Origin of the sequence: Devosia sp. BK, assembly GCF_032907385.1 — a bacterium.
GTDB lineage: Bacteria > Pseudomonadota > Alphaproteobacteria > Rhizobiales > Devosiaceae > Devosia.
Genome location: NZ_JAIMBX010000001.1, coordinates 1,802,339 through 1,828,296, shown reverse-complemented (window position 1 = coordinate 1,828,296; position 25,958 = coordinate 1,802,339). Strand labels below are relative to the sequence as shown.

The 25,958-nt window shown below is 60.3% G+C and carries 24 protein-coding genes; 18 read left to right on the top strand and 6 right to left on the bottom strand.

Annotated elements, in window-relative coordinates; genetic code table 11:
* The first annotated feature begins 112 nt into the window (after positions 1 to 112).
* Positions 113 to 2,311 (top strand): AI-2E family transporter, encoded by a 2,199-nt coding sequence (locus DevBK_RS08940; protein ID WP_317185174.1) that lies wholly within the window; start codon positions 113 to 115, stop codon positions 2,309 to 2,311.
* 3 nt (positions 2,312 to 2,314) lie between these two features.
* Here the strand turns inward: DevBK_RS08940 and DevBK_RS08935 are convergent, their stop codons facing one another.
* From DevBK_RS08935 to DevBK_RS08915, 5 genes are all read right to left on the bottom strand, one after another.
* Positions 2,315 to 3,205 carry a lipid kinase gene (locus DevBK_RS08935; protein ID WP_317185173.1) on the bottom strand — a complete coding sequence of 297 codons (891 nt, stop codon included), beginning with the start codon at positions 3,203 to 3,205 and terminating at the stop codon, positions 2,315 to 2,317.
* Positions 3,206 to 3,271: 66 nt separating this feature from the next.
* Positions 3,272 to 4,429, bottom strand: coding sequence for a glutathionylspermidine synthase family protein (locus DevBK_RS08930; protein WP_062630899.1), 1,158 nt, complete (start codon positions 4,427 to 4,429; stop codon positions 3,272 to 3,274).
* Positions 4,430 to 4,432: 3 nt separating this feature from the next.
* Positions 4,433 to 5,017, bottom strand: coding sequence for a DUF1190 domain-containing protein (locus DevBK_RS08925; protein ID WP_062631347.1), 585 nt, complete (start codon positions 5,015 to 5,017; stop codon positions 4,433 to 4,435).
* Positions 5,018 to 5,028: 11 nt separating this feature from the next.
* Positions 5,029 to 5,430: a DUF350 domain-containing protein gene (locus tag DevBK_RS08920; RefSeq protein WP_061907232.1), complete on the bottom strand. Its 402-nt coding sequence runs from the start codon at positions 5,428 to 5,430 to the stop codon at positions 5,029 to 5,031.
* Between the two features lie 32 nt (positions 5,431 to 5,462).
* A complete protein-coding gene (locus tag DevBK_RS08915) occupies positions 5,463 to 6,122 on the bottom strand; it encodes a DUF2491 family protein (RefSeq protein ID WP_062630900.1) in 660 nt (219 codons plus the stop codon).
* Positions 6,123 to 6,330: 208 nt separating this feature from the next.
* On the opposite strand from DevBK_RS08915, the gene DevBK_RS08910 reads away from it, so the two are divergent.
* The 5 genes from DevBK_RS08910 (at position 6,331) to DevBK_RS08890 (ending at position 10,990) form a co-directional block, all read left to right on the top strand.
* Entirely contained in the window at positions 6,331 to 6,777 is a 447-nt protein-coding gene (locus tag DevBK_RS08910) for a DUF2170 family protein (protein WP_317185172.1), read from the top strand.
* Positions 6,774 to 7,502 carry a PspA/IM30 family protein gene (locus DevBK_RS08905; RefSeq protein ID WP_317185171.1) on the top strand — a complete coding sequence of 243 codons (729 nt, stop codon included), beginning with the start codon at positions 6,774 to 6,776 and terminating at the stop codon, positions 7,500 to 7,502. Before DevBK_RS08910 ends, DevBK_RS08905 begins: the two co-directional genes overlap by 4 nt.
* 146 nt (positions 7,503 to 7,648) lie before the next feature.
* Complete coding sequence (locus DevBK_RS08900; protein ID WP_061907228.1) at positions 7,649 to 8,062, top strand: response regulator; 414 nt, start codon at positions 7,649 to 7,651, stop codon at positions 8,060 to 8,062.
* Positions 8,063 to 8,241: 179 nt separating this feature from the next.
* Positions 8,242 to 10,326 (top strand): glycogen debranching protein GlgX, encoded by a 2,085-nt coding sequence (gene glgX, locus DevBK_RS08895; RefSeq protein WP_317185170.1) that lies wholly within the window; start codon positions 8,242 to 8,244, stop codon positions 10,324 to 10,326.
* A gap of 172 nt (positions 10,327 to 10,498) precedes the next feature.
* Positions 10,499 to 10,990, top strand: a complete 492-nt coding sequence (locus tag DevBK_RS08890; RefSeq protein ID WP_317185169.1) for a hypothetical protein — start codon at positions 10,499 to 10,501, stop codon at positions 10,988 to 10,990.
* A gap of 6 nt (positions 10,991 to 10,996) precedes the next feature.
* Here the strand turns inward: DevBK_RS08890 and gcvA are convergent, their stop codons facing one another.
* Entirely contained in the window at positions 10,997 to 11,887 is an 891-nt protein-coding gene (gene gcvA, locus DevBK_RS08885; protein WP_061907296.1) for a transcriptional regulator GcvA, read from the bottom strand.
* A gap of 137 nt (positions 11,888 to 12,024) precedes the next feature.
* On the opposite strand from gcvA, the gene DevBK_RS08880 reads away from it, so the two are divergent.
* From DevBK_RS08880 to DevBK_RS08825, 12 genes are all read left to right on the top strand, one after another.
* Positions 12,025 to 12,435: a VOC family protein gene (locus DevBK_RS08880; RefSeq protein WP_317185168.1), complete on the top strand. Its 411-nt coding sequence runs from the start codon at positions 12,025 to 12,027 to the stop codon at positions 12,433 to 12,435.
* A gap of 32 nt (positions 12,436 to 12,467) precedes the next feature.
* A complete protein-coding gene (locus DevBK_RS08875) occupies positions 12,468 to 13,667 on the top strand; it encodes a hypothetical protein (RefSeq protein WP_317185167.1) in 1,200 nt (399 codons plus the stop codon).
* Positions 13,664 to 14,746 (top strand): ketopantoate reductase family protein, encoded by a 1,083-nt coding sequence (locus tag DevBK_RS08870; protein WP_317185166.1) that lies wholly within the window; start codon positions 13,664 to 13,666, stop codon positions 14,744 to 14,746. Before DevBK_RS08875 ends, DevBK_RS08870 begins: the two co-directional genes overlap by 4 nt.
* Positions 14,743 to 15,858 (top strand): Gfo/Idh/MocA family oxidoreductase, encoded by a 1,116-nt coding sequence (locus DevBK_RS08865; RefSeq protein WP_317185165.1) that lies wholly within the window; start codon positions 14,743 to 14,745, stop codon positions 15,856 to 15,858. Before DevBK_RS08870 ends, DevBK_RS08865 begins: the two co-directional genes overlap by 4 nt.
* Positions 15,855 to 17,474 (top strand): DUF885 family protein, encoded by a 1,620-nt coding sequence (locus DevBK_RS08860; RefSeq protein WP_317185164.1) that lies wholly within the window; start codon positions 15,855 to 15,857, stop codon positions 17,472 to 17,474. Before DevBK_RS08865 ends, DevBK_RS08860 begins: the two co-directional genes overlap by 4 nt.
* A complete protein-coding gene (locus tag DevBK_RS08855; protein ID WP_317185163.1) occupies positions 17,471 to 18,493 on the top strand; it encodes an ABC transporter ATP-binding protein in 1,023 nt (340 codons plus the stop codon). The genes DevBK_RS08860 and DevBK_RS08855 overlap by 4 nt, the downstream gene beginning before the upstream one ends.
* Positions 18,486 to 19,469 (top strand): oligopeptide/dipeptide ABC transporter ATP-binding protein, encoded by a 984-nt coding sequence (locus DevBK_RS08850; protein ID WP_317185162.1) that lies wholly within the window; start codon positions 18,486 to 18,488, stop codon positions 19,467 to 19,469. The genes DevBK_RS08855 and DevBK_RS08850 overlap by 8 nt, the downstream gene beginning before the upstream one ends.
* A gap of 192 nt (positions 19,470 to 19,661) precedes the next feature.
* The gene (locus DevBK_RS08845; RefSeq protein WP_317185161.1) at positions 19,662 to 20,591 is read left to right on the top strand and encodes a glyoxylate/hydroxypyruvate reductase A; all 930 of its coding nucleotides are present in this window, start codon (positions 19,662 to 19,664) and stop codon (positions 20,589 to 20,591) included.
* Positions 20,592 to 20,658: 67 nt separating this feature from the next.
* Entirely contained in the window at positions 20,659 to 22,269 is a 1,611-nt protein-coding gene (locus DevBK_RS08840) for a peptide ABC transporter substrate-binding protein (RefSeq protein WP_082461220.1), read from the top strand.
* Positions 22,270 to 22,340: 71 nt separating this feature from the next.
* Positions 22,341 to 23,294, top strand: a complete 954-nt coding sequence (locus DevBK_RS08835; protein ID WP_061907217.1) for an ABC transporter permease — start codon at positions 22,341 to 22,343, stop codon at positions 23,292 to 23,294.
* Positions 23,287 to 24,168, top strand: coding sequence for an ABC transporter permease (locus DevBK_RS08830; RefSeq protein ID WP_082461221.1), 882 nt, complete (start codon positions 23,287 to 23,289; stop codon positions 24,166 to 24,168). The genes DevBK_RS08835 and DevBK_RS08830 overlap by 8 nt, the downstream gene beginning before the upstream one ends.
* Before the next feature lie 30 nt (positions 24,169 to 24,198).
* Entirely contained in the window at positions 24,199 to 25,875 is a 1,677-nt protein-coding gene (locus DevBK_RS08825; RefSeq protein WP_317185160.1) for a gamma-glutamyltransferase, read from the top strand.
* The last annotated feature ends 83 nt before the right edge of the window (positions 25,876 to 25,958 follow it).

Genomic DNA, 25,958 nt, shown 5'->3' with positions numbered 1-25,958 from the left:
AATTGGTGACAGTCAGCGGCGCTCCAAAATAGAATTAATTTCGAGCCTGAACCAAAAGGGCGCCGCGGCGCTTTAGCAACTGTCCCCACATAGCGTGGCCAAGAGGGTTGTGATGGTTGAACGTCGTATCGAACCGTCCATCGTGCGCCGCCATACGCCCTTTGAATCCATTGCAACTTTTGCTCTGGTTGCCGCGCTTCTCTACTTCGGCGCCGGCATTATCGTGCCGCTGGTTCTCGCCATCCTCCTCGCCTTTGCGCTGACCCCCCTCGTCACCTGGCTCAACCGCCGCCTCCACCTCCCCGATGCGGTCGCTGTCATCCTCGCTGTCGTTGGTGCCCTCTGCCTTTTGCTCAGTCTCGCCACTTTGGCAGGTTTACAACTTGCCCGACTAGCCGAGGATTTGCCGGGCTATCAGCAGACCGTTTCCACCAAGCTGACCGGGCTTCAGGAGCAGTTCGGTGGCGAGTTGATGGAGCGGATCAACGGCACGATAAGTAGTCTTTCCGCTCAGGTTTCCGACGTCACCCAAGTCGAGGCGCCCGCCGAGGGCCGCCCGGTTCCGGTTGCGATCACCAACAATGTCGGACCGCTCGGACTGCTTTCTTCCGTGCTGGGCTCCATCGTCGGACCTGTGGCAACCCTCGCCATCGTCGTGATTTTCCTCATCTTTCTGCTTCTCGGCCGCGCCGACATGCTCGAAAGATTCATCCGCCTCGTCGGCTCCGGCGACTATGCCAAAACCAATCTCGCCATGGCCGATGCCAGCCGCCGAGTGGGCCGATACCTGCTGGTCCAATTGGCCGTAAACTCAACGTACGGCGTGCTTTTCGGGCTCGGTCTTTGGCTGATCGGCGTGCCGAGCGCCCTCTTATGGGGCGTCCTCATCGTTGTCTTCCGCTACATTCCCTTTGTCGGCGCCCTGATCATCGCAACCGTTCCATTCGCCCTCGCCTTCGCGGTCGACCCGACCTGGAATATGTTGCTGCTGACCCTCGGTCTTTTCCTCGTTCTCGACCTCACGACGGCCAATGTCGTTGAGCCCCGGCTTTATGGTTCGAGCACCGGCGTTTCGCCCATAGCCATCCTGATCTCGGCCATGTTCTGGGCCACGCTTTGGGGGCCGATCGGGCTTATTCTCGCGACCCCGATGACCGTCTGCCTCGTCGTCATTGGCCGTCATATTCCCGAGTTGCGGTTCCTCGATACCCTGCTGGGCAGCGAGCCCGTGCTGACCCCACCGGAACAACTCTATCAGCGCCTCCTCAAAGGCGACCCGATCGCGGCGACCGAGATTCTCGAAGAATATACGACCGAACATAGCCAAGCCGACTTCATAGATGAGGTCGCTTTGCCGGCGCTGATCATGGCGAGCGAGGAATTGACCGACCGCCCGGCAGCTTTCGAGCAAAGGCGCCAGATGGTCGAATCTTTCAACATGATGCTCGAAGAGTTCGAGACCTCTGACGTCGAGGACGGTCCAATCATCTTGCTGATCGGCGGTCGCACCGAGGTCGACGAGGCCGCTGCCAGACTGCTCGCCATCCAGCTTTCCGAAAGAGGCATCCCGACCCGGGTGCTACCCCCGCTCGCGATCAAGCCACAGGCCATAGAACGGCTTGATCTCGACGATGTCGGTGTCGTCGCCATGGTCTTCCTCGGCGCCGATATCCGATCGCAGGCGCGCTACGTGTCGCGCCGGCTGCGGAGGAGGAGCGGGGATATCAAGCTTGTCGCCTGTGCTTTTGGCGAGCCGACTGACGGCGAGACTGTGGAGCGGCTGCATCTGGATGCGATCTACCGCAATCACGTCGACGCCACGAAATTTCTGCACAGGCAATGGGAGAGCGACCTGGGTCCCGTCGAGCGCGTGCCACTTTCGCCGCGCCTTGATCCCACCAAGACGCTGGTTCAAGCGCGACTGCAGAAAATTGCTGCGGACTTCGGCGTGGCCGTCGCGCGTGTCGACCTGTTGGGACAGGTCAATGTCGGCAACGAGGCCCCTTCGGACGAACTCACGCGACTTGCCGCGCACGGCAATAAGCCTCTGTTTGTTACGCAAGAGATGAATGCCGCGCTTCTGGCTCACGACGCATTTCTGCAATCGAACGGCATACTTCTCTATGCCGGCACTCCGCTAAAAATGCCAAACGGCGACCGTGTCGGCGTGTTGGCCCTGCTGGATTATCAAAGCGTGACCTTGAGCGATGCCGACCTCGAAAGGCTTGAGCGCAGCGCGGCCGGCCTTGTCGATCTGATGCTCGCCGAGCAGGTCAGCCTGGACTTGCCCCAACCGATGCTCGTGGGCTAGCGCTCACTGCGGCGCAAAAACCGCAATGGCCCGTGGCCGGATCACGAAATGGGCCGGGGTCTCGGTGACGAGATCGCCATCGGTGTTGACGGCCATCGGCACTTCCGTGCGGATATCAAACTCGGTGCTCTTGGCCGTGCGCACTTCATCCCAGGCGCCATGGCGACCCTGGCGGAAGGCGCCCAGCATCAATCCGAACTTCCAGACATTCTTGAGCTCAAGACTGTAGAGATCGAGATGACCATCTTCGATGGTCGCATCGGCATGGATCATCGTGCCCCCGCCATAGTGCACGCCATTCCCCACCGCGATCTGTAGCGTTTTGACTTTTGCCTTGCCGGTATCGCTGATGATTTCGGCGCGGAAGCGTTCAGCGCGGGTCGCGACCTTGATCGCTGCCAGCGCATAGCCAAGTTTGCCCCATCGCCGTTTCGCCTCGGGCGTCAGGCCACGCGCGAGATCGACGCTGAGCCCCATACTTGCGACATTGAAGAATGGGTGGCCGTTCACTTCGCCCAAGTCGACGCGCCGGATTGAGCCATTGATGATGACGTCCGTGGCCTGCAGAAGATTGTTCGGAATGCCGAGGGTACGGGCCAAATCATTTGCCGTGCCCATCGGCATGATGCCCATGGGCAGACCAGTTTCCAGAATGCCCTTGGCGGCTGAGTTGATGGTGCCGTCGCCGCCGCAGACGATGACCAGGTCAGCCTCGTGCCGGCGCCTTGCGATATCGGCGGACACCTCATCAGGCGTTTCGAACCGTTCGACGACAGCATCGACCCCGCCATTGGCGAAACGCTCTATTATTGGATCGAGAGTTTCCGCACCGCGCCGTGCATTGGGGTTGACCAGCATCAGAGCGCGGCGGCGGGCGGGCGGAGATACGCTCATTGAAGGCACCTTGAACGGGAAGACTGCCTCAAATGGCGTTGAAAGAGGGCGGCGACAAGGCCGACTTCAGTCGAGGATGACGTGCGGCACGAAGCGCGAGAGATTTGCCGTGATCCGAGACCGGTCTTCGCGCATCCCAAGCCCCGCTGCGCGGTCACCGATCATCCAGCTCCCCAACACGGCAAATCCGCCTTCGCTCTCGAAGAGAGGCGCGTATTGCTGGATGATGAAACCCTCGTCGCCATAATCGCCCGGAGCCGATGCCAGCTCTTTGCCATCCGTTGTGATGGTGACGTTTTCACCCTCGCGCGACAGGAGCGGCTTGCGCACGAAACTCGTGAGGCTTTGGGCGTCGTGATCGTCCTCAAAGAAGGCGGGGAGCAGGTTGGGATGGTTGGGATAGCGCTTCCACAAAAGCGGGAGGAGGCCCTTATTGGAGAGCACGGCTTTCCAAGCGGGCTCGACGAAGACGTGACCAGACTGCGGGAGATGCTCGGCGAATTTTTCGCGCAACATGAATTCCCAAGGATAGAGCTTGAAGCAACGGTCGATAACCCGGTCCTGAAGGTCAGTGAACCGACCTTGCGCATCGACGCCGATATCCTTGATGTCGAGCAATTCGACGCGGTGCCCGGCCTGACTGGCGCAATCCATCAGATAGACAGTCGTGCCGCGATCCTCCTCATTGTCGGTCATCGCTGCAAAATGAAAGATCGGATCGGTCGAAAAGCTGGAAAAGGCGTCGATCAGGCTTTCCTGCACCGAATTGAACTGGTCAGCAGCTTCGGGCAACACGCCGGCCTCGATCTGGTCGGTCAGCCAGTTGTATTGGAAGTAGGCCGTCTCGAAGATCGAAGTGGGCGTATCGGCATTAAATTCGAGGAGTTTGGCCGGGCCGATACCGTCATAGGCAAGGTCGAACCGTCCATAGAGATGCCGATCGCCGCGCTGCCATGATGAGCGGACGAGATCGCGCAGGTCCTCCGGCACGGCGAGGCGATCAAGGCTCTCTTCGCTCGCCACGATATCGCCGACGAGGTCCATGCACATTTCGTGCAGTTCCTCGCTCGGGGCTTCGATGCGCTCTTCGATTTCCTCCAGCGTGAAGGCATAGGCGGCATCGTCGAGCCAATAGGGCTCGCCATACATTTCATGGAAACCGAAGCCGGCAGCACGCGCTTTTTCGCGCCAGCCGGGACGCTCAGGATAGGTAAGGCGTTTCATGGTTCAGCCGCCCAAACTGTAATTGCCGCCACCACCAAAGCCCTGGCGAACGACGGTGCGGGTGTTGACGTTGACCGGCTGCATGGTCTGGCGGCCCGGGGCGACGACATCGCCGCCGGGACGCGAGCCCGGTGTCAGCGTCTGGCCGCTGCGATTGCGGTAGATGGGCGTCGAGCCATAGGCATAGCCGTTGTTAAGCTGAGTGCGTCGATAATTGTTATAGTCGGTCAGGTTGTTGATGGTCGAGGAGAGGAGATAGCCCGCGAGGAACGGCGTGAAAAAGCTGCCGCCACCGCCGGTATTGGTTGCGCTGGTCGACTCCTCGGTGCACTGCCCGGCGCCATACTCGGCCTCACAGGCGGCAAGGCCATCAAAGCGCGGGGCGTTGGCCAGATGTGATTGCATCGCGTCCTGGTATCCAGCCTGGCACACCTGGGCATCCATGCCTGCAGTGATGCACTGATCGACCGACGAGAACAGTACTTCGCCCGGCGGATCACCGGCACAGGCGGAAAGGGCCATGGACGAGAGGGCTATGGTCCCCAAGGAAAGAAGCGGCGGCTTGCGCCCGCTGAGACGTCTGCGCATGGCGGTCTCCATCAATAGGTCATGCAGGCGGCGTTGAGAATGCCGACCGCAAGCGCGATGCCACCGCCCCAGATACCCGCCGTCACATCACCATTGGTGATCTTCTCGTGCAGATTTTTGAGGGTGAAGTTGGCAACGTAATAGGCGAGGATTTGAGCGAGGATGCCGATCGCTGCCCAGATGATGTAGTCGATAATGCTGACTGAATTGGCGGCCGCCGAGGCGAGCGGCAAGCTGAAGCCGAGGATGGCGCCGAGAAACGCCGTGACGGCTGCCATGTTGCCGGCGCGGATCAATTCGACTTCGCGATGGGGCGTAATCGCCGTGTAGACGAGCGCGAAAACGCCATAGGCGCCAAGGCCGATCGCGAAGTAGCCGAGGAAGGCCGGCAGGCCCGCCACATAGTCAAGCATGTCGAAACTCCGTTGGATAAAAGGTCAAATGATCAGACGCGTCGGACATCGGCGGGGGTCAGCCCATAGCCGATCATAAATTCCACGGAGCTGCCGGTTTGGCGCTCGCGTTCGCCGAGATCGCGCTCGACATTGATCAGCAGCATTTCGCGCGATTGCCCGAGCGGGCGATAGTAAAGCATGCAGGTCTGGTGGATCGAGCGAACCGTTTCGCCATCATCGACCTGTTCAACAAATTCGACGAGCGGAGCACGGTCGGGACCTTCGCCCCAGAAGCGGCGGAAGAGAATACCGTCGGCGTCATATTCCGGCAGGCCGATCAGCCCTTGGGGTCCAGTCCAGCGGGCCCATTCGCTTGCGCCGGATGGCACCACGCTGTCCCAGGAATGATAGAAACTGATGTCCTCAACCGCATTGCCCGGCTTTCCGCCGCCGGACATTGCCTGGATCAGGCGATGCTCTTCATCATAATAGCGCGACAGCACGGTGCTCGCGTCGAGCTTAGCCTCTCCATAAGCGGCGACGATAAAGGGTCCGCTGAGGGGCAGGGGCATGGCGGGATCGCCGCCGAGGGCATTGGCTTCGAGCGAGAGCAGGTCGAGATCCAGAGCGCCGCCGATGCCGACGGCAAGCGGCCCACGCTCCACCGGAAGGGGCTTTGCTTCACTCTTTCGACCAAACCAGCCGACCATCTCTGCCTCCCCGACGCTCTACGTTTCAGCCGGGCCCCGGCGCAACGTCGCATGATTATATGGTAGCCATGCAACAAGATGCTAGGAAGGCAAAGCGTTGCAATTGGTGGCGACAAGTCGCCACAGTCAGAAAGTCATTGCAGCCGCCGGACGATACTACCATATGCCCGCAATGGCCCGCACATGCCGGTCGATATCGACAGATCCTATGGAGGACCTTTTGGACACCTGGAACCTCACGACCTTGACGCAGCTTTTCGCGTCCGATCCCGAGGCGCTTGGCGATGTGGATGTGCATGTGCCGCCCGAGGGCAGCGTGCTCTATGTGACGCTCAAGGAAAAGGGCGATCTGGACGTCTTCGTGACGGTAAGTGGGGATCGCGATATTCTGGCGAGCGTCGTGCTCGCGCGGTGCAAGGACATTCCCAACCGCGAAGCCTTCGAGCGCATGGTGCTGCGCACCCACAAGCTCGTGCCGCTATCGAGCTTTGGCATTACCCAAATCCAGGGCGAAGAATGGTATGAACTGTTTGGCTCGCTTTCGGCCCGCTCGAGCGCGGAAGCCGTGGTCGAAGAAGTGGCGGTGCTGGCAGCCAATGCGGTCGACGCCGCCGACATGATCAACGAATGGAAGAATGGGGACTTCGCAGCATGAGCGCCTGGGGTAAGATTTTCACCGCCATCCGCGGCGGCGCCAATGAAGCGGCCGAGGCGGTCGCCGATAGCCAGTCGATGCGCATTCTCGATCAGGAAATCCGCGATGCCGAGCAGTCTCTGCGCCTGGCGCGATCCGATCTTGCCGGCATTATGGCCTCGAACAAGAGCGTGATGCGCCGGATCGATGAGAACCGCACTAAGGAAGCAAAAGATACCGATAGCGCTCGCGCCGCTATCGCCGCCGGCCGCACCGATTTGGCTCAGGGTCTAGCCCAGCGTATCGCGACGATCCGCACCGAATTGCAGCGCGACCAGACCGAGCTCGACCAGCTCCTGCCGCGCCAGCAGCAAATGCTGCGCGCCATTCAGGACACCGAAGCGCGCATTACCCAGATGAAGCGCGAAGTCGACAATGTGAAGGCCAACGAGGCTCTGCTCAAGGCGCAGTCAGCACTGGCCCATAGCCAGTCCGGCATCAATACCCGCCTTGGCAGTGCCGTCGATAGCCTCGAACGCATCAAGAAGCGCCAGGAAGCGACCGCTGGCCGGATCGCCGCTGGCGCTGAACTTGCCGCGCTCGAAAACGGTAATGACCTCGACCGGCAGCTGCTCGAAGCCGGCATTGGCGGCTCCAGCCAATCTGCTGATGACATTCTTGCGCAATTGATGTCGCCCGCATCGTCCGATCCGCTTGCCCTGCCGGGCGGCAAGAAGGACAGCTAAGCCTAATCTGCATGGTTCTTCGCCGATATGCGGAGAACCATGCCTCCGTACTTTCTGTCGTCCTGCATATGCTTGGGGCGTCTGGTTTTTGGCGGATCGTTCCGCGATCTCGTACGTTCTGGTGAGCCAACGCCAGGGAGAACGAGATGTCCGACGACTTTACGCCATACGCCTTAGTCGCCGACGACGATGCGCTGATCCGTATGGATGCCTCGGATATCCTCCAACACGCCGGCTTTCGTGTGCATGAAGCATCAGGCGTCGATCAGGCCCTTGCGATCCTTGAGAGTGAAGGCGAGAGCATCCAGCTCTTGTTCACCGACGTGCAGATGCCTCCCGGCGAACTGAACGGCTTTCATCTGGCCCAGGTCTGCGCGAGGACCTGGCCGCATATCAGCATTCTCGTCGCTTCAGGCATGATCGAGCCCCAGGGCGATGACTTGCCAAAAGGTGCGGTCTTTGTGAAGAAGCCATTTAGCGACGAGGTGGTCTACGATCACCTGCAGGATATCCTGCCCGACGGCGCCAAGCCTGAGCCGCTGAAAAAACGCGCCAAGTAGATTTTGACACAACCGTAAGCCTGCCGATTGCCAGTCTCTAGACAGCTTTCAGCCCGGAAACCTGAGCTCTTCGCTCGCCATGCGCCCACATTAAGTTCCGTCTGTGCTGTTATGCATATTTACGCTGCAACCGGGAGGGATTGGCGGGTGTTGTAGGGCAGCCTAACCCGGAGCAGCAAATGAACGATACGCCTTCGTCCTCACGCCGTGCCTTGCCTGGTGATTACACTCGCCTCGGCGCCAATTGGGATGGAGAGGGCACCAATTTCGCCCTGTTTTCGGCTCATGCCTCGCGCGTCGAACTCTGCCTGTTCGATGAAGCGAGCGGTGCGGAGATTGAGCGCATAACGCTGCCTGAGAACACCAACGAGGTCTGGCACGGTTACATTCCCGATCTTGGCCCCGGCACCCTTTATGGCTATCGTGTCCATGGCCCATATGAGCCTTCGCACGGCCACCGGTTTAATCCGAACAAGCTGTTGCTCGACCCCTACGCCAAGGAACTGGTCGGCGATGTTCAATGGTCGCCTGCCCACTTCGGCTATCTTGCCGATGCGGAGGAAAAAGACCTTTCATTCAACGATCAGGACAGCGCCTCGGTCATGCCCAAGGGCAGGGTCGTCGATCCGCGCGCTTACGATTGGGGCAATGACACCAAGCCCAATATCGATTGGGCCAAGACTATATTCTATGAAACCCACGTCAAAGGTTTCACCCAACTCCATCAGGCAATTCCGGAAAACCTCCGCGGCAATTTCGAAGGCCTCGGGCAGCGCGAGATCATCGACTATATCAAGTCTACCGGCGTGACCTCGGTAGAACTTCTGCCGATCCACGCTTTCCCCGATGACGATTTCCTGCTGCAAAAGGGGCTGCGCAACTATTGGGGCTATAACACGCTCGGGTTCTTCGCTCCGGCCGCGCGCTATTATGGCCCCAACGGGATCAATGGCCTGCGCAACACCATTCGCGCTTTCCACGACGCGGGCCTCGAAGTGATCATGGACGTCGTCTACAACCACACCGCCGAAGGCAATGAGATGGGGCCGACGCTCTCCTGGAAGGGCATCGACAACTTCTCGTACTATCGCACCATGCCGGGCGACGCGCGCTACTACATCAACGACACCGGCACCGGGAACACCGTCAATACCAGCCATCCGCGCGTATTGCAGATGGTGACCGATAGTCTCCGCTATTGGTCCGAAGAAATGCACATCGACGGCTTCCGCTTCGATCTCGGTACCATTCTCGGTCGCGAGCCAGAAGGCTTCGATCAGCGCGGCGGCTTCTTTGATGCGGTGGGACAGGATCCCGCGCTCGCCAAGGTCAAGTTGATTGGCGAGCCTTGGGATATCGGCCCCGGTGGCTATCAGGTCGGTGGCTTCCCACCCGGCTGGGCCGAGTGGAACGACAAATATCGCGACACCGTCCGCGATTATTGGAAGAACACCGACCACACCTCGACCGATTTCGCTGCGCGCTTCACGGGCTCAGGCGATGTCTACGACCATCGTGGGCGTCGTCCATGGGCTGGCGTGAACTTCATCACAGCCCATGACGGTTTCACGCTCCACGACGTTGTGTCCTACAATTCCAAGCACAATGAGGCCAACGGCGAGGGCAATAACGACGGTCACAACGACAACCGCAGCTATAACTACGGTGCGGAAGGCGAGACCGATGACGAAGGCATTGTTGCAACCCGCGAACGCCAGAAGCGCAATTTCCTTGCGACGCTCTTCCTTTCACATGGCACGCCCATGCTGCTGGCCGGCGATGAATTCAGCCGCACCCAAGGCGGCAACAACAATGGCTATGCGCAGGACAGCGAGATCAGTTGGATCAATTGGGATCTCAACGACAATGCAAAGGCTCTTCATCAATTCGTCCAGAAGCTGACGACAATCCGCAAGACCCAACCTCTGATTCATCGCTCCAATTGGCGCGATATGATGAGCGTGACCTGGTATAATCCAGGCGGCGGTGAGCAGCAGGCAGCGCATTGGCTCGATGGCGGCGCGACAACGCTTGGTATCAGGCTCTCGCGGGATGACCTGCAGAACCAGGAAGGCATCTGGGGGGAACTCGTCGTGCTCTTCAATCCGCACGATGGCGATGTGGATTTCGTGGTGCCAACCCGCAGCAGCGGCGGCGATTGGACTGCGGAAATCGATACGGCAGAACCCACTAATACCGACCGTCACGTCAAGGGCGGCGAGGCCATCAAAATGGCGCCGCGATCACTGATCCTGCTGCGATAGTGCATGTTTTTCCCGCAACGCTGGCTTGATCTGTAAATAAAGTGAGGGTCGCCCTTAAAAGTGGCGGCCCTTTTTGTTGCGCGGCATTTTTAAAACTGATGAAATCTTCCGAATCTCCCAATTGACGCTCGCAGACGCAAGTCGTTCGCTATCGGCATATTTGGGGGCTACCATGAACATCGTAAAATATGCGGCATTGGCACTCGCGCTGTGCCTCGCCGCCTGCTCGCCGACGACGCTCAAATCGACTTTCAACGCTACGGACGCTGCTTTCATCAATCAGAAAGGGACGGGGACCATCACCGGCCAGGCCTTTCTGCGCCGCAATGACGGCATGGTTGTCTATGCAGCCGGTAGCGAGGTCTATCTGGTGCCGAAGACCCCCTATAGCGACGAACGCTTTGCAAGCATCTATAAGGGCAGCAAGATCAGCTATTTCGGCAGCACGTTTAAGAACGACAGCGCCGAATATTACAATTACACGCGCAAGCTGATCGCTGATGGCGAAGGTCGCTTCGTCTTCACCGATTTGGCCGCGGGGTCGTACTATCTCACGACGAACGTTACCTGGATGGTGCAATATGCGCAGCAGGGCGGCTGGCTAATGGAGCGCGTAACCGTGTCCAATGGGCAGACATCCAACGTCATCATGTCCGGTCAATGACGCCACTCAAGCCAATTGCGCCAGCAGCCATTGCCGAAATATCTTGACGCGGGGCAGTTCGCTTTTGGCTGCAGAGGTGACGAGATAATAGGCGCCGGGTCCCGAAATGCGATCGGTGAACGGTGTCACAAGATTGCCCGAACGAATGTCGTCCTCCACGAGGAAACTCGGCAGGAGGGCGACACCGAGGCCGGCGATGGCCGCCTGGATGACCATGAAAAAGTGCTCAAGCGTTGGGCCCCATTGCTGGTCCTCGCGGTGGGCGCCGACCGAGCGGAACCAATGCTCCCAGCTATTGGGGCGGGTGGAGTGACGGATAAGCCGGTGATGGCGGAGCGAGTCATAGCTGGTGATCGGATACTTGCCTTCCATTAGTCGCGGACTGCAAACAACCATGATTTCCTCGCTCATCAGCGGGTCGACAATGGCATCGCTCCATTCGCCGTGGCCGAAGCGGATGGCCACGTCGATGCGCTCCTTGGTGAAGTCGAGCTGGCCATCGCTCGAGATGATGTTGAGTGAAATTTCTGGGTGCGCTTCCTGAAACGAGGGTAGGCGGGGCACCAGCCAACGCGTGCCAAAAGTCGGCAGCATGCCGATCGAAAGCGTCCCTTTGCCCTCTTTCGATGAGATCAACTCAACAGTGCCAGCTTCGATCAGATCGAGGGAGTCGCGCACGAGTTCGTTGTAAAACCGCCCCTGGTCCGTCAGTTCGATCCGGCGGCTTTGCCGCGTAAAGAGCGGCACCTGCAAGTATTCTTCAAGGCTTCGGACCAATCGACTGGCCGCGCTTTGCGTAACGTTCAGCTCTTCGGCGGCGCGAGTGAAACTGTTGTAGCGCGCAACCGCTTCGAAGGTGCGGATGGCATTGAGCGAGGGCAGGAGACGTCCGCGCATGGCGAGCATTCTTTCAAGTCATGGAAGCGCAATCTTTATGCGGCTTGCGAGCGTTCGCCAAGAGGATAGCTTTTTGGCCAGCACACCCGCGACGTCGCGGAATCATTTTCCATAAGGCACCCCAAGAGGCGCACGGCATGATCCCCTTCCACATGGCATTCGCAATCGACGACAAGGAGGCGGCCCGCCATTTTTATGGCGATGTCATCGGTTGCAAGGTAGGGCGAGAGTCCGACAACTGGATCGACTTCGATTTCTTTGGTCACCAGATTTCGGCCCATCTCAACAAGGACCCAAAGTCCACTGCCACCTCCAAGGTGGGCAATGACATGGTGCCGCTACATCACTTCGGTGCCGTGCTGCCATGGGATCAATGGAATGATTTGATCGGTCGTCTCCGTGCCGCCAACTGGCCTTTTGTCATGGAGCCCAAGGTGCGCTTCGAGGGCGAGCCGGGCGAGCAGGGCACGTTCTTCCTCAAGGACCCGGCCGGCAATGCCATGGAGTTCAAGTCCTTCAAGAACCCCGACGGCCTCTTCGACCACTGACCTAATTTTCGCCCGCCCTTTCCGAGGTCCGCATGAATTCGTTTGAAATCGGCCAGAAACTGACCGCAGTTACCATGGGCATCGACGCTTTCGAGCGCAGCCAGCCAGCAGAAGGTAGCCTCCTTGGCGGTGAAGGCCTCGTGCCGATCTATCTTGGCAAGGGCATTGTCGATGCGGTCAGCTATTCCGACCGCGAAAGCATCAAGGCCGATCTGGTTTCGCTCGATACTGCGACGGCGGCACTCCCTGCAGGACCGCGCAAAGTATTCCTTGAGGGCATGCTGAAGTCCCTCCGCGTCGCCGTCAAAATGCTGAGCGGCGCAAGCCCGTCATTCGAGGAAAAGGTCACCGATCTGGTCGGGGCGCCAGCAGGCCGTGAAGACGCGGCGCTGATCGAAGACGCGCGTGCAAAGGTCGATGCGCTCTTGACGAAGTCCGGCTTCGTCAACGGCTCGCTTGGTGAACGTGTTTCGGCCTGGGAAGACGCCCGTGCCATCCCGACCGAAAAGATCGAAACGGTATTCCGCGAACTCATGGTCGATGCCAAGGCGCGCACTGACAAACTGATCTTTGACACCGGCGACTATGACATGGTGCTCAACCCTGTTCGCGGAATGTTTTATACGGCGCGCTGCTCGTTTGATCAGGGCAAGATGGACCTCAACTACGATCTGAGCTTCACCCGTGCTGCGCTTAAGCATCTGGTCTGCCACGAAGTTTATCCCGGCCATTCGACGCAGTTGCTCTCAACCAAAAAGGCTGTCGATGAGGGCCGTGCGCCAGCTGACGCATTGCTGATCACCACCGATGCCATCACTGGCTGCGTGCAGGAAGGCATCGGCGATCAGGGCGCGCACCTGATCGATTTCATCGAAGATGATGACGATGAAATCCACGTTGAATTGCGCCGCGTGCGCTCGGCGGCCCAAACCAGCGCCGCCTGGATGTTGATGGTGGAAGGGGTGCCGCGCGAAGACGTCGCCAATTATCTGCGCGACACGGCAATGGGGCAGGAGGCCTGGGTGCAGGGTCGTCTGCGCATGGCCGCCCATCCGTTCCGCGGGCCGTTCATCTCATCCTACTGGGCCGGCAATGAGGCCGTTCGCCGGGTGCGCGAACGGGTCACCAAGGATCAGTGGCCCACCTTCCTCGACGCGCTCTATAGCAATGCCAATAGCCCGCAGAGCCTAGAAATGTTTCCCCAGACCGTCATCGAAAAGGCCTCGGCATGAAGATCACCATTATCGGATCAGGCGCTATCGGCGGTCTAGCCGGTGCCTATATGACCAAAGCCGGCCACGACGTGACGCTGGTCGACCGCTGGGCGGAACATGTCGCGGCGCTCAACGAAAAGGGCATGACCATCGACGGTGTTCGTGGTGACATGAACATCAAGGTCAAGGCGAAGACGCCAGACCAACTCGAGGGTGATCTCGGCGTCGTGCTGATCGCGACCAAGAGCCAGCACACCATCGAAGCCCTCAAGCAGATCATTCCGCTGCTCAACGCCGACAGTCTCGTCGTGTCGTACCAAAACGGCTTCAACGAGCCGGGCATGATCGAAGCGCTGAACGAAGCCGGTCTGCCTGGCGACAAGATCATCATGGGCTCCATTCCCAATTACGGCGGCGCGCTGGTCGACCCCGGCTATATCGAATTTGTCCATGAAGGCCCGATCCAGCTCGGCGAAATGAGCGGGGAGATGACCCCGCGGCTCAAGGAGCTTGGCGACGCGCTTTCGGCCCTCACGGAAGTGCAATATTCCGATCGCATTTGGGGCCAGATCTGGGCCAAGGAAGTCTATTCCGCCCAGGTGGTCTTTTCGGCCCTCGCCGATGCCAAGATCCGCGACACATTGGGCGTTGAAAAGTATGCCCGCACGGCTGGTGCCGTGGTCAAGGAAGCCCTCGAGATCGCCGATGCCAACAATATAGAGATCCAGGCTTTCGACTTTTTCGATCCCGCCAATTACCGCGTGAAAACCGCCGAGGACACCAAGAAGCTTCTCGCCAATATCGACCACGCCATCTGGCTCCTCAAGAAGGACCAGGACAACAAGCCCACCCACAATTTCAAGAAAAAGGGTTCGGGCATCTGGTGGGACATCGTCTATCGCAAGCGCCCCTCCGAAACCCGCGCCTTTGCCGGCAAGCTCATCGAATTCGGCAAGAAGGCGGGAGCCGATACGCGTCTCAACGAAAAGCTGACCTCGATGATTTATGAAATCGAAGACGGCAAGCGCGAACTCGGCTTCCACAATTTTGATGAGCTGGCCGCCTATGCTGCCGAAATTGGAAAGACCCTGCCATGACCAGCAAACTCGGCGTTGGCCTCATTGGCGCGCATACCTGGGCCGACAAGGCACACCTTCCCGGCTACAAGGCGCATGAACGCGTTGACCTCATCGCCGTCTGCGATGTCGATCCCGATCGCGCCAAGGCCATGGGCGAAAAATACGGGGCCAAAAAGGTCTATACCGACCCTGAAAAGCTCATCGCCGATCCCGATGTGCAGATGGTCGATGTTTGCACCCCGACCCATACCCATTTGCCGCTGAGCCTCCTCGCCATCGCAGGTGGCAAGCATGTCCTCTCGGAAAAGCCGCTCCACACCGAAGCCGCCCCGGCCTTCGATGCAGCGGCCAAGGCCGACGCCAAGGGTGTCCGCACAAAGCTCGGTTTCACTTTCCGCTATTCGCCTGCCATCCGTCAGATCAAGAAGTGGATCGATGATGGCACGCTCGGCGAAGTCTTCCATATCCACGGCTTCGAGCAGAACTCCCAGTGGCTCGATCCTCAAGAGCCGCTGCGCCAGATCACGCCGGGCGTCGACCGCAATTCGCTGATCCCAGCCTCGATCGTCGGCTATGGCTCGCACCTCATCGACCTGATGCGCTGGCTCGGCGGCGAGTTCGGCTCGGTCGCCTCGACGATGAAGAATTTCATTCCCGAGCGCATCGTTCGCGGCGAAGTCGGCCTTCAAAAGATCAAGGTCGAAGACGGCGCCGTGGCGCTGGTCGAATATGCCAATGGCGCGCAGGGCCTGCTGCAGACCTCCTATGTCGCCGTCGGCAATTATCCCGGCGTCGAAATCCGTGTTTATGGCTCCAAGGGCGCCGCTGTTGCCCGCCTGATCTCGGAATTTGGCACGGCCGAAACCCTCAAAATCGCCAAAGCCGAAGCCGTCGAATTCATCCCATATGATGTCGGCGCAGAGGCCCTCCCGCCGGGCACAACGCTCAATACGCCCTGGCCTGAGCTCTATTATCGCAATCTCGTCCGCCACTTCGTCGACGAAATCCTCGAAGACCGGCCGCAGGAATGCACCTTCTTCGATGGCGCCAAGAGCCAAGAAATTGTCGACGCGATCATCAAGGCGCATTTCGAGCGCCGCTGGGTCGACCTGCCGGGCAAGAGCGCATGAAGGTTTCTTACAATCCGGCGGTTGTCGACGACTTCCTCGCCCATCACTGGCGCTTCCGTCCAGTCGACGCGACCTTCATGGGCGATAAGGCCCATGATGCCGTGCTGCCGCCGGCCGGACCGGAGACGCTGAGCGAAGAGATCGCCGAAATCGACGATCTTCTCACGCGCCTTGAAGCCAGCGAACTGCCTGAAAATCTTGGCGATCGGCTTGATCGGCGCATGATGTTGGCCGAACTGCGTATGCAGCGTCTGTCGGCTGAAACGCGGCCACGGCTCCACAATCCGGCTTGGTATTCGGGCGAGGCGGCGTTTTCGATTATTTCGCTTTTGCTGCCACAGTCCCAACCGATCCGGCACGCGGCGCTGATCGCGCGGCTCAATGGTCTCGCTGGTTTTCTGCGTTCAGCCGCCGAGCGCCTTGATGGCGTCCCGGCTCCGCAGGGCTGGGTCAAGCGCGCGCAAAAGGAAGCCACGGCCATGGCCGGTTTCCTCCGCAGTGACATAAAGCTCCACGAAGAATTCGCCGACGATTGGGCTGAACCCGCCCGCCAGGCCGCCGACGCCTTCGAAACCTTCGCCGCCGCGCTCGATACCCAGCCCGATGCTGATCCGGCCTGTGGCGAAGACTATCTCAGCCTGCTCATGGTCGAGATCCACGGCCTTCCCATGTCCCCGCGCGAAGCCGTCGACATGGCCGAAGCCGCATACAAGCGCATGGGCGACGAGATGGCCGAAATGGCCCGCGCCATCGACCCAAGCCGCAGCGCGGAACAGATCGTCGCCGGTCTCGCCGACCTTCACCCCGCCGATCCCGAAGCCGTCTTCGACAGCTACATCGATTGGGATGTGCAAGCCGTCGCCCAAGGCGCCGCGCTAGTCACCCCGGCGCAGGAATACGATCTCGATTATCGCTGGATGGCGCCATGCTTCCGCAAGATCAGCCAGCCGCTCTATTTCCTGTTTTATCGCTCGCCCCCCGGCCTAAATCCCGGCGCCGGCAGCGTCTATTGGGTCACCCCGCCCGGCGAAGATGAAGAGGCCTTCCTCCGTGGCAACAACACCGCCATGGTCAAAACCATACATTCGGTCCACCACGGCAGCGTCGGCCATCACACCCAGAATACCCGCGCCCGCGCCGCCAAATCGCGCCTCGCCCGCATTGCCGGCACCGATTGCGCTTTGGGCTTGGCCTTTCTCGGTTCCGGCACGCTCATCGAAGGCTGGGCCTGCTATGTCGAAGACCTCCTCATGGAAGCGCCGGGCTTCTACACGCCCGAGGAAATCCTGCTCCTCAAGCAGTTCGAGCGCCGCAATGCCGCGAGCGTCCTCGTCGACATCAAGCTGCACTTGGGCGACTGGTCCCTCGAAGAAGCCATGGCCTTCTATCGCGAGGCCGGTTTTGCCGCGGCGCGCGTCGAGGGTGAAGTCGTGCGCAATTCCATGCTGCCGGGCTCCCGCCTCATGTATTGGCTCGGCGTTGAAGGCATCAAAAGCTTGCGCCAGCGCTGGAAGGGCGACACGCTCGGTTTCCACGATCACCTCCTGAGCTACGGCCACATGCCGCTCGCGTGGATAGCAGAGGAAATGGAAAGGGCAGGGCACCTCAACCCATGACGGATCAGACCACTCCACTGCTCGATATCCGCGGCCTCGTCACCGAGTTCTCGACCGAAACCGGCGTCGTCCGCGCTGTCAAAGGCGTCGACCTCACCATCGGGCAGGGCGAGACCGTTGCCCTCGTCGGTGAAAGCGGCTCGGGCAAATCCGTCACCAGCCTTTCGGTCATGCGCCTCATTCAAAAGGGTGTTGGCGCCATCACCGGCGGCGAAATGCTGTTCCGCACCCGCTCGAGTCAGGTCGTCGATCTCGTCAAGCAGCATGAAAACGCCATGCGCGCCATTCGCGGCAACGAGATCGGCATGATCTTTCAGGAGCCAATGACCTCGCTCAATCCAACCCAGAAGGTCGGCGCCCAGATCGCCGAAGCTGCACGGCTCCACCAGAACCTGACGCGCAAGCAGGCCTGGGCTCGCGCCGTCGAAATGCTGGCCCTGGTCGAAATCCCCGATCCCGCCCGCCGCGCCGATGTCTATCCCCATCAGATGTCGGGCGGCATGCGCCAGCGCGTCATGATCGCCATGGCGCTGGCCTGCAATCCCGCGCTGCTTATCGCCGACGAGCCGACCACGGCCCTCGACGTGACCGTGCAATTGCAGATCCTTGAACTCATGCGGCGCTTGCAGCGCGAGATCGGTATGGGCATCCTGTTCATTACCCACAATCTCGGCGTCGTCGCCGAAGTCGCCGATCGCGTCGCCGTCATGTATGGCGGCCGCATCGTCGAGACGGCCCCGGTGCGCGAATTGTTCGCCCATCCAAGCCATCCCTATACGCGTGGCCTGCTCGACAGCCTGCCGGTCGTCGATCATGCCGCCCGCGCCTCCGGTCAGGAGCTTCGGCTCCGTGCCATTCCGGGCAGCGTGGTCGATCCGCGCAATCCGCCGCAAGGGTGCGATTTCAATCCGCGCTGTGCCTGGGTCATCCCCGAATGCCGCGCCGCGGTGCCCGCCCTCCTGCCGGTCGTTCCCGAACATCGGGCCCGCTGCATCCGCTGGAACGAAGTCCATGGCTGAGCCGCTCCTCGTCGTCGAAGACCTCAAAGTCCACTACCCAATCGGCAAGACGCTTTTCAAGGAAGGCGTCACGCTGCGCGCCGTCGATGGCGTCTCCTTCACCGTCGGCAAGGGTGAAGTCGTCGGCCTCGTTGGGGAATCGGGCTCGGGCAAGACCACGCTCGGCCGTGCGGTGCTCCGTCTCGTCGAGCCGACGTCGGGCAAGGTGCAACTGGGCGATAAAGACGTTACCGCCCTCGCGCCGGCGGACCTTAAGGCTCTCCGCAGCAAGATGCAGATCATCTTTCAGGACCCCTATGCCAGCCTCAATCCGCGCATGAGCGTCGGTCAGACGCTGGGTGAGGCGCTGCTTCTCCATAAGATTGGTACGCGGAAAGATCGCGACCAGCGCATTGGCGATCTGCTCGAAAAAGTCGGCCTGCCACGCAGCGCGTCTGCGCGTTTCCCACATGAGTTTTCCGGCGGGCAACGCCAACGCATCGGCATCGCCCGGGCGCTCGCGGTCAATCCCGAATTCATTGTCGCCGACGAGCCGGTCTCAGCCCTCGACGTCTCAATCCAGGCCCAGATCATCAACCTGCTACAGGATCTGCGCCGTGAACTGGGCCTCTCGCTCCTCTTCATTGGCCACGATCTTTCGGTCATCGAATTCCTCTGCGACCGCGTCATCGTCCTCTATCTTGGTAGGGTCATGGAGATGGGCACTGCCGCCGATCTCTATTCAAATCCGCGCCACCCCTATACCCGCGCTCTGCTCGACGCCGCGCCCGTGCCGGACCCGACGATCCGCCGCGAGCGCATCACGCTCAAGGGTGATCTCCCAAGCCCGGTCAGTCCACCCTCCGGCTGCGTTTTCCGCACCCGCTGCCCCTATGCGATTGAGCCCTGCGCTGAAGTGGTCCCGCCACTCGAAACGCTCGAAAACGGTCACCGCGTGGCGTGCATCAGAGCAGCCGAGCTTAACCTGAGCGAATAGATCAAGCATTTCGCCGGTCCTGCGCACTTCGGTAACAACCACCTCTCAATGCCTGCAATTGCTAATAAAACCGCGATTGCGGGCATTTTTAGTGCATTTGGACGATTTGCCCAGTGCATGAGTTGAAGTGCGCATAAAGCGGATTTTTTCGGGCATTGCATGACGCCTTCCTGCCGCATCATGCTGCTTGTCATGAAACGTATATTTATCGCCGCACGAAGCAATCCAGAGCACATGGCCGAGCTGTTTCGCAGCGAGTTGCCAGAGCATGAAGTGTTCACCCAGCAGCCCCAGTCTGGGGATGCGCCTGTGCCATATATCGTGGTCGGCCGCCCGACGCCGGGTGTTATCGCTGCAGTTCCGGGCCTTGAGCTTGTACTGAGTCTGAACGCCGGCATCGAGCACCTGCTTGCAAGTGGCGAAGTGCCGGACCATTTGCCGATCGTTCGTCTGGTCGATGATGGATTGGCCGACGGTATGTCGGACTGGGTGCTGGCTCACGCGCTCGCTTGGCACCGCAACCTCGCCACCTATGCCGACCTTCAGGCCAAGCGCGAATGGGCGCCGCAGCAGGAAAAGCTGGCGCGCGAGCGCACCGTCGCCGTGCTCGGGGCAGGGGCCCTTGGCTCGCAGGTCGCCGGCCATTTCGTCCGCTTTGGTTTCAAGACGCGCGTCTGGAGCCGATCTGGCCGCCCGATCGATGGCGCAACCAGCTTTGCGGGCCGCCCGGCCCTCATGGATGCAGTGAGCGGAGCCGACATTCTCGTCAACCTCCTGCCCATGACCAGCGAAACGGCCAATGTCGTCGATGCGACCGTGCTGAACGCCTTGGCCAGGGGCGCGTTCTTCATCAACGGGGCACGCGGTGGCCATGTGGTCGATGCCGATCTGATCGATGCGCTCGATCGTGGACAGGTGAGCGGCGCCGCCCTCGATGTCTTCCGGACGGAGCCTCTCCCGGCGGCAGATCCGCTGTGGAGCCACCCAAAAGTCCTGCTCTCTCCCCACGTGGCGGCGCCGACGCATGCGCATACGGCCGTGGCGGAAATGGCTGAAAATATCCGGCGGTTCGAGCGCGGCGAGAAGCTGCCGCATCTCGTGGATCGAACGCTGGGCTACTAGACGACAAGACCGGCCGAAGCTGGCTAAGGCAAACGCCCGCATGGGCATCAGGTAGAAGGACGTGACAATGACAATCAAACTGACCCGCCGTGCAGCGCTTCAGGGCATGCTTGCCGGTACCGCCGTACTCACCACCATGCGGGCTTTCCCAGCCTGGGCCCAGGCGCCCGGCGGCACGCTGATCGTCGGTCTCACCTATGAGATCGATACGATGAATCCCTATTCGACCGGCTTCCTCGGCGATGCGCAGGCTGCCGTTATCGAAGGCCTGATCGCACCCGATAAGGACGCGGTCTATGTGCCGGTCCTCGCCACCGAAGTGCCATCGCTCGAAAATGGCGGCATCGTCGTCTCGGAAGACGGCAAGACCATGCAGATCACCTACAAGCTGCGCGAAGGCGTCAAGTGGCATGATGGCGAACCCTTCACCTCTGCCGACGTGAAATACACCTGGGAGGCAGTCAAGGACCCGGCGTTCATCGCCGAATCCAAGGATGGTTCGTCCGAAGTCGAGAGCATCGACATCCCCGACGACTATACGGTCATCGTCAACTACAACACGATCACGCCGACCTTTGCTGCGACGCTGTTCACCTTCGGCATCATGCCAAAGCACCTGCTCGAAGGCACCGATCTCAACACCTCGTCCTACAATGAGACCCCAGTCGGCACCGGACCGTTCAAGGTCAAGGAATTCGTGCGCGGCCAATATGTGGAGACCGTGCGCAACGACGATTACTGGCGCACCGCCGAAAATGGCGACAAGCTGCCCTACCTCGACTCCATCATCTTCAAGATGATCCCCGACACCAATACCTTGATCACCCAGCTCAAGTCGGGCGAAGTGACCATGGTCGTCTCGACACCCTACAGCCAGGCGAGCCAGGTTCAGGGCATCGAGGGCATCGAAATCGTCCAGGGGCCCCAGTTGAGCTGGCAGCACCTCGATTTCAATTTCAAGCGTCCATCGCTCGCCGATCTCAACGTGCGCAAGGCCATTGCCATGGGCATCGATCGCGAAGTGATCATTCGCGCTCAGGGTGGTTTCCCCAAGGCTATCAAGTCGCCTGTCGTGCCGGTGTTCGATTTCTACGACGACAGCACGCCGGTCCTCGCCTATGACGTTGCCGCCGCCAATGCGCTCCTCGACGAATCCGGCTATGTCGCCGGCAGCGACGGCATCCGTGAAAAGGATGGCGAACGCCTCTCCTACGCGTTCATGGTACAGTCCGGCCGCGCAGATGACGAACTCGCCCAGCAAGTCATCATTGCCCAGCTCAAGGCCATCGGCATCGAGGCAACCGCCAACAACCAAACCGGCGTTGCCTATCGCGAAGCCCGCTATAAGGGCGGCTACGACCTGATCTATGGTCGCTGGATCACCTCGGCTAACCCCGTCTACCACGACTTCTGGGGCACGGGCGGCGCCAACAATGGCCAGTCCTATTCCAACCCTGAGCTCGATGCAGCCATGGCCGAATTCGAGAACACGCTGGACCCAGCCGAGCGCAAGGTTGCAGCCTCGAAGTTCCAAGCCATCCTGGCCGAAGACCTGCCGACCATCTCGCTGGTCAACAACGTGGCCTTGATCGCCAAGACCACCAAGCTCAAGAACTTCGTGCCGAACCCAACCAACATGACCAACTTCGTCGATACCTCTGCCTGGTACATGGAGTAATCTCCACTAGACCAAACGCCCCCGGCCGCAACGGGCCGGGGGCATTTTCTTTTTGCGAGCCTGGAGGCGGCATGAGTTTTGGTTACGTCTTGCGCCGTCTATTGAGCGCCATCCCGCTGCTGCTGGGTATTTCGGTCATCCTCTTCGCCATTATCCATCTGGCGCCGGGCGGTCCGCTCGATATGTATACCGAGAACCCTGCCGTCAGTAAGGAAGCGCTGGCGCAGATCTCTGCCGCGTATGGCTTGGATCAACCGGTGCCGATTCAATACCTCCTCTGGCTGAAATCCATGGTGGTCGGCGATTGGGGTTATTCCATCCGCACTGGTCGCCCGGTGCTGACCGAAATCGTCTTGCGCCTCGGGCCAACTTTGGAACTTGGCGGCCTTGCGCTGATCATTTCCCTCATCATCGCGATTCCTCTCGGGATCATCAGCGCTTCGCGTCGTGGCTCGAAGCTCGATAGCAGCCTGACGCTGGCCTCGTTCGCGGGTATCTCGATCCCCGTCTTTTGGCTGGCCTTGCTGCTGCAATTGCTGTTTTCCGTGCAACTGGGTTGGCTGCCATCGGCTGGCTATAAATCCATCGGCGGCGGCGATTTTCTCGATCGTCTGCGCCATATCGTCATGCCTGCCGCAGTATTGTCGCTCGCCACTGTCGCCAGTTGGAGCCGATTTATCCGGTCCGGCATGATCGACGTGCTCAATCAGGACTATATCCGTACCGCTTATGCCAAGGGTCGCTCGGAGCGGGGGGTGGTTATTCTCCACGCCCTGCGTAACGCCATGATCCCGGCAGTCACCGTCATCGCGGTGGATTTTGCCACCGTGATTTCCGGTGCTGTCATCACTGAAACCGTCTTTGCCTGGCCCGGTATTGGACGTCTTTTCATGGAAAGCATGGATGGCCGCGACTATCCGATGCTCATGGGCCTGATGATGATGGGCTCGCTCGGCATCATCATCGCCAACATCATCGCTGATCTCGCCTATGCATCGCTCGACCCAAGGATCCGCTATGGTTGACACTGCCATTCCGCTGGCCAAGGTGCAGCCGCCGCAAAGCTATGGCCGTCGCGTCATCAAGCGTTTCTTCAAGCACAAGCCGGCAGTAGCTGGTCTGACGTTCTTGTTGCTTCTCGCCGTCGCGATCATCATCGGCCCCTATTTCTCGCCCTATTCCTTCGATGGGCAGGATTTCATGCTGATTGGTTCACCCGGACCGATTTCAGCGCAGCATTGGCTGGGGACTGACGAACTTGGTCGCGACTCCCTGACCCGGCTGATCTATGGCGGTCGCGTATCGCTCGCTGTCGGTCTTGCGGGCGCAATCATTGCGACGATAGCCGGGACTTTGGTGGGCGCGCTCTCAGGTTTTTACCGTGGCTGGACCGACGCGCTCTTGATGCGGCTGACCGACGTGATGTTGTCGATCCCGACTTTGCCGCTTGTGCTGCTGCTGTCCGGGCTCTTTCGTCCCAGTCCGCCTCTCCTTGTCGCCATCGTCGGCATGCTGATCTGGATGGGTACGGCGCGTTTAGTGCGGAGCCAGTTTCTGGCGCTTCGTGAGCGCGAATTCGTCGAGGCGGCCCGCGCCTTGGGGGCAGGGGGCGCGCGCCTCATGTTCCGCCATATCCTGCCCAATGCCATCGGCCCTATCACCGTATCGGCCACCCTGGCCGTAGGCAGCGCCATCATGCTGGAATCGGCGCTGAGCTTTTTGGGCTTCGGTATCCAGCCGCCGGTGCCGACCTGGGGGAACCTGCTCAACAGCGCCAGTTCCTATCTCAGCGTCGCGCCTTGGCTAGCCATTCCCCCGGGGCTGTTGATCCTTTGCACGGTGCTGGCCGTGAATTTCCTTGGCGATGGTCTCCGCGACGCCATGGAGCCGAAGGAATAATCTCTATCTCGAAGAAAACGGTGACATCAGTTGGATCAAGCACGCCTGATTGACCTGCAAAGCCGCTATATAGTCGACCAAGGCCCCAAGCCTCTGGCGCGCGGCAAGGCAGTGGCGAGCACCGGCAATCCGATCGTCACCGAAACCGTGATGAAAGTCCTGGCCGGTGGTGGCAATGCTGCAGACGCCGCCATCGCCGGAGCCTTGGTGCAAGCGGCAGTTGAACCCCACCTGACGAGCCATGCGGGCATGGTCTCGTTTCTCTATTGGGACGCCAAAACCAAGCGCGCCTCTCAGTTGAATTCACTCGGCACCTTGCCGCACGACCTAGCGCCATTCCGGCCGATCAACGGCGTCGGCGGTTGGGCGCGGGAGGGCGCGCCGGGACCGCAAGCAGCCATTCCTGGTTTTATGCCCGGACTTGGCGCCATGCACGATCGCTTTGGCACGCGACCATGGTCTGAATTGTGCCAGGATGCCATTCGCTGGGCGGAGGAAGGGCATCCTGTCTCCTCTTTCGAATATGGCGTCAACGTCTTCGCCGCTCCCTTTTCGACCTATTTCGAAGAAGGCCGCGCCGTCTTCATGCCCGATGGCTATCTGCCACCCGTCGGCAGCATCACGCGAAATCCCTCTTTGGCAAAGACGCTTCGGACTTTGGCGGAGGAGGGTCCAACCTACTTTACGGAAGGCCAATGGGCGCGTGATTTCGTGGCGGTCGGCAACGCCCTCGGCTGGCCGGCGCGGCTCGACCATATGACCGCCAACCCGCCGCGCTGGCAGGAGCCATTGAGTTTTAGTCATCGCGGCAATGAGATTGTCAGTCTGGCCCCGCCGGAGCGTCAGGCGGTGTTCTGCTCGCTGGTGCTGGGCGTGCTCGAGGAGGCGGGCATTGCCCAGATGGAGCCATTTGGCGCCGATTATCTCTTCTATATGAGCCACGCGCTCCGTCTGGCCGAACAGGCATGCGGCTTCCTTCATGACCCGCAATATTTCGGCGAGGGCGCCGCCGCCATCACGGACCCGGCCTATCACCGCTCGCTGGCCCAACTGATCCAGGCCAGCCGGCCCAAGGTCGACCTGACCGACCATGTGCGGTTGACCACAGGCGCCGCCGCCTTTGCGGCGTCCGGTTGGAACAGCGCCAAGTCCAAGGCGCCGGTCGGCAGTTGTGAAATTTCGATCGTCGATGCCGAAGGCAATTGGCTTCAAATGATGAACACGGTGCAATCGGGTGGCATCCCCGGCATGGCTGTCGGCGGCGTTGCCATGATGGGATCGCACGAGCAGACGTCGATGAACGCGCACTTTTCCAATTGGCGCACCCCCGGCGCCCGCATGCGCAACATCTTGGGCAATACCTTCGTCATGAAGGATGGCGCGCCTTGGCTGGCGCTCGGCACGCCAGGCAATGTCTACGCGACAGTGGCGCAGATGCTCGTCAATATCCTCGACTTCGGCATGACGCCCGATGCGGCGTCTGATGCCCCGCGCATGCTGCCGCTCGAGGACAATTATGCGCTCACGATCGAAAGTCGCTTGGCACCAGAAGCCGTCCTAGGCGTCACCGCCCTCGGCCTCCATCTCACGCCCATGCCGGCATGGGACTGGAATATGGGCTCCTTCCAGATGTGCTGGCGCAGCGATGCCGGCCTCATGGCATCGGCCGATTTCAGGCGCACCGGCACCGCTGCGTCTTTGATCTAGCGGAAGACTGGCCTTGGTCGCGCACCGAGCGGCGCGACCGTCGCTATTAGCTTCACGACCAAAATCTCTTTATCGAGATAGCT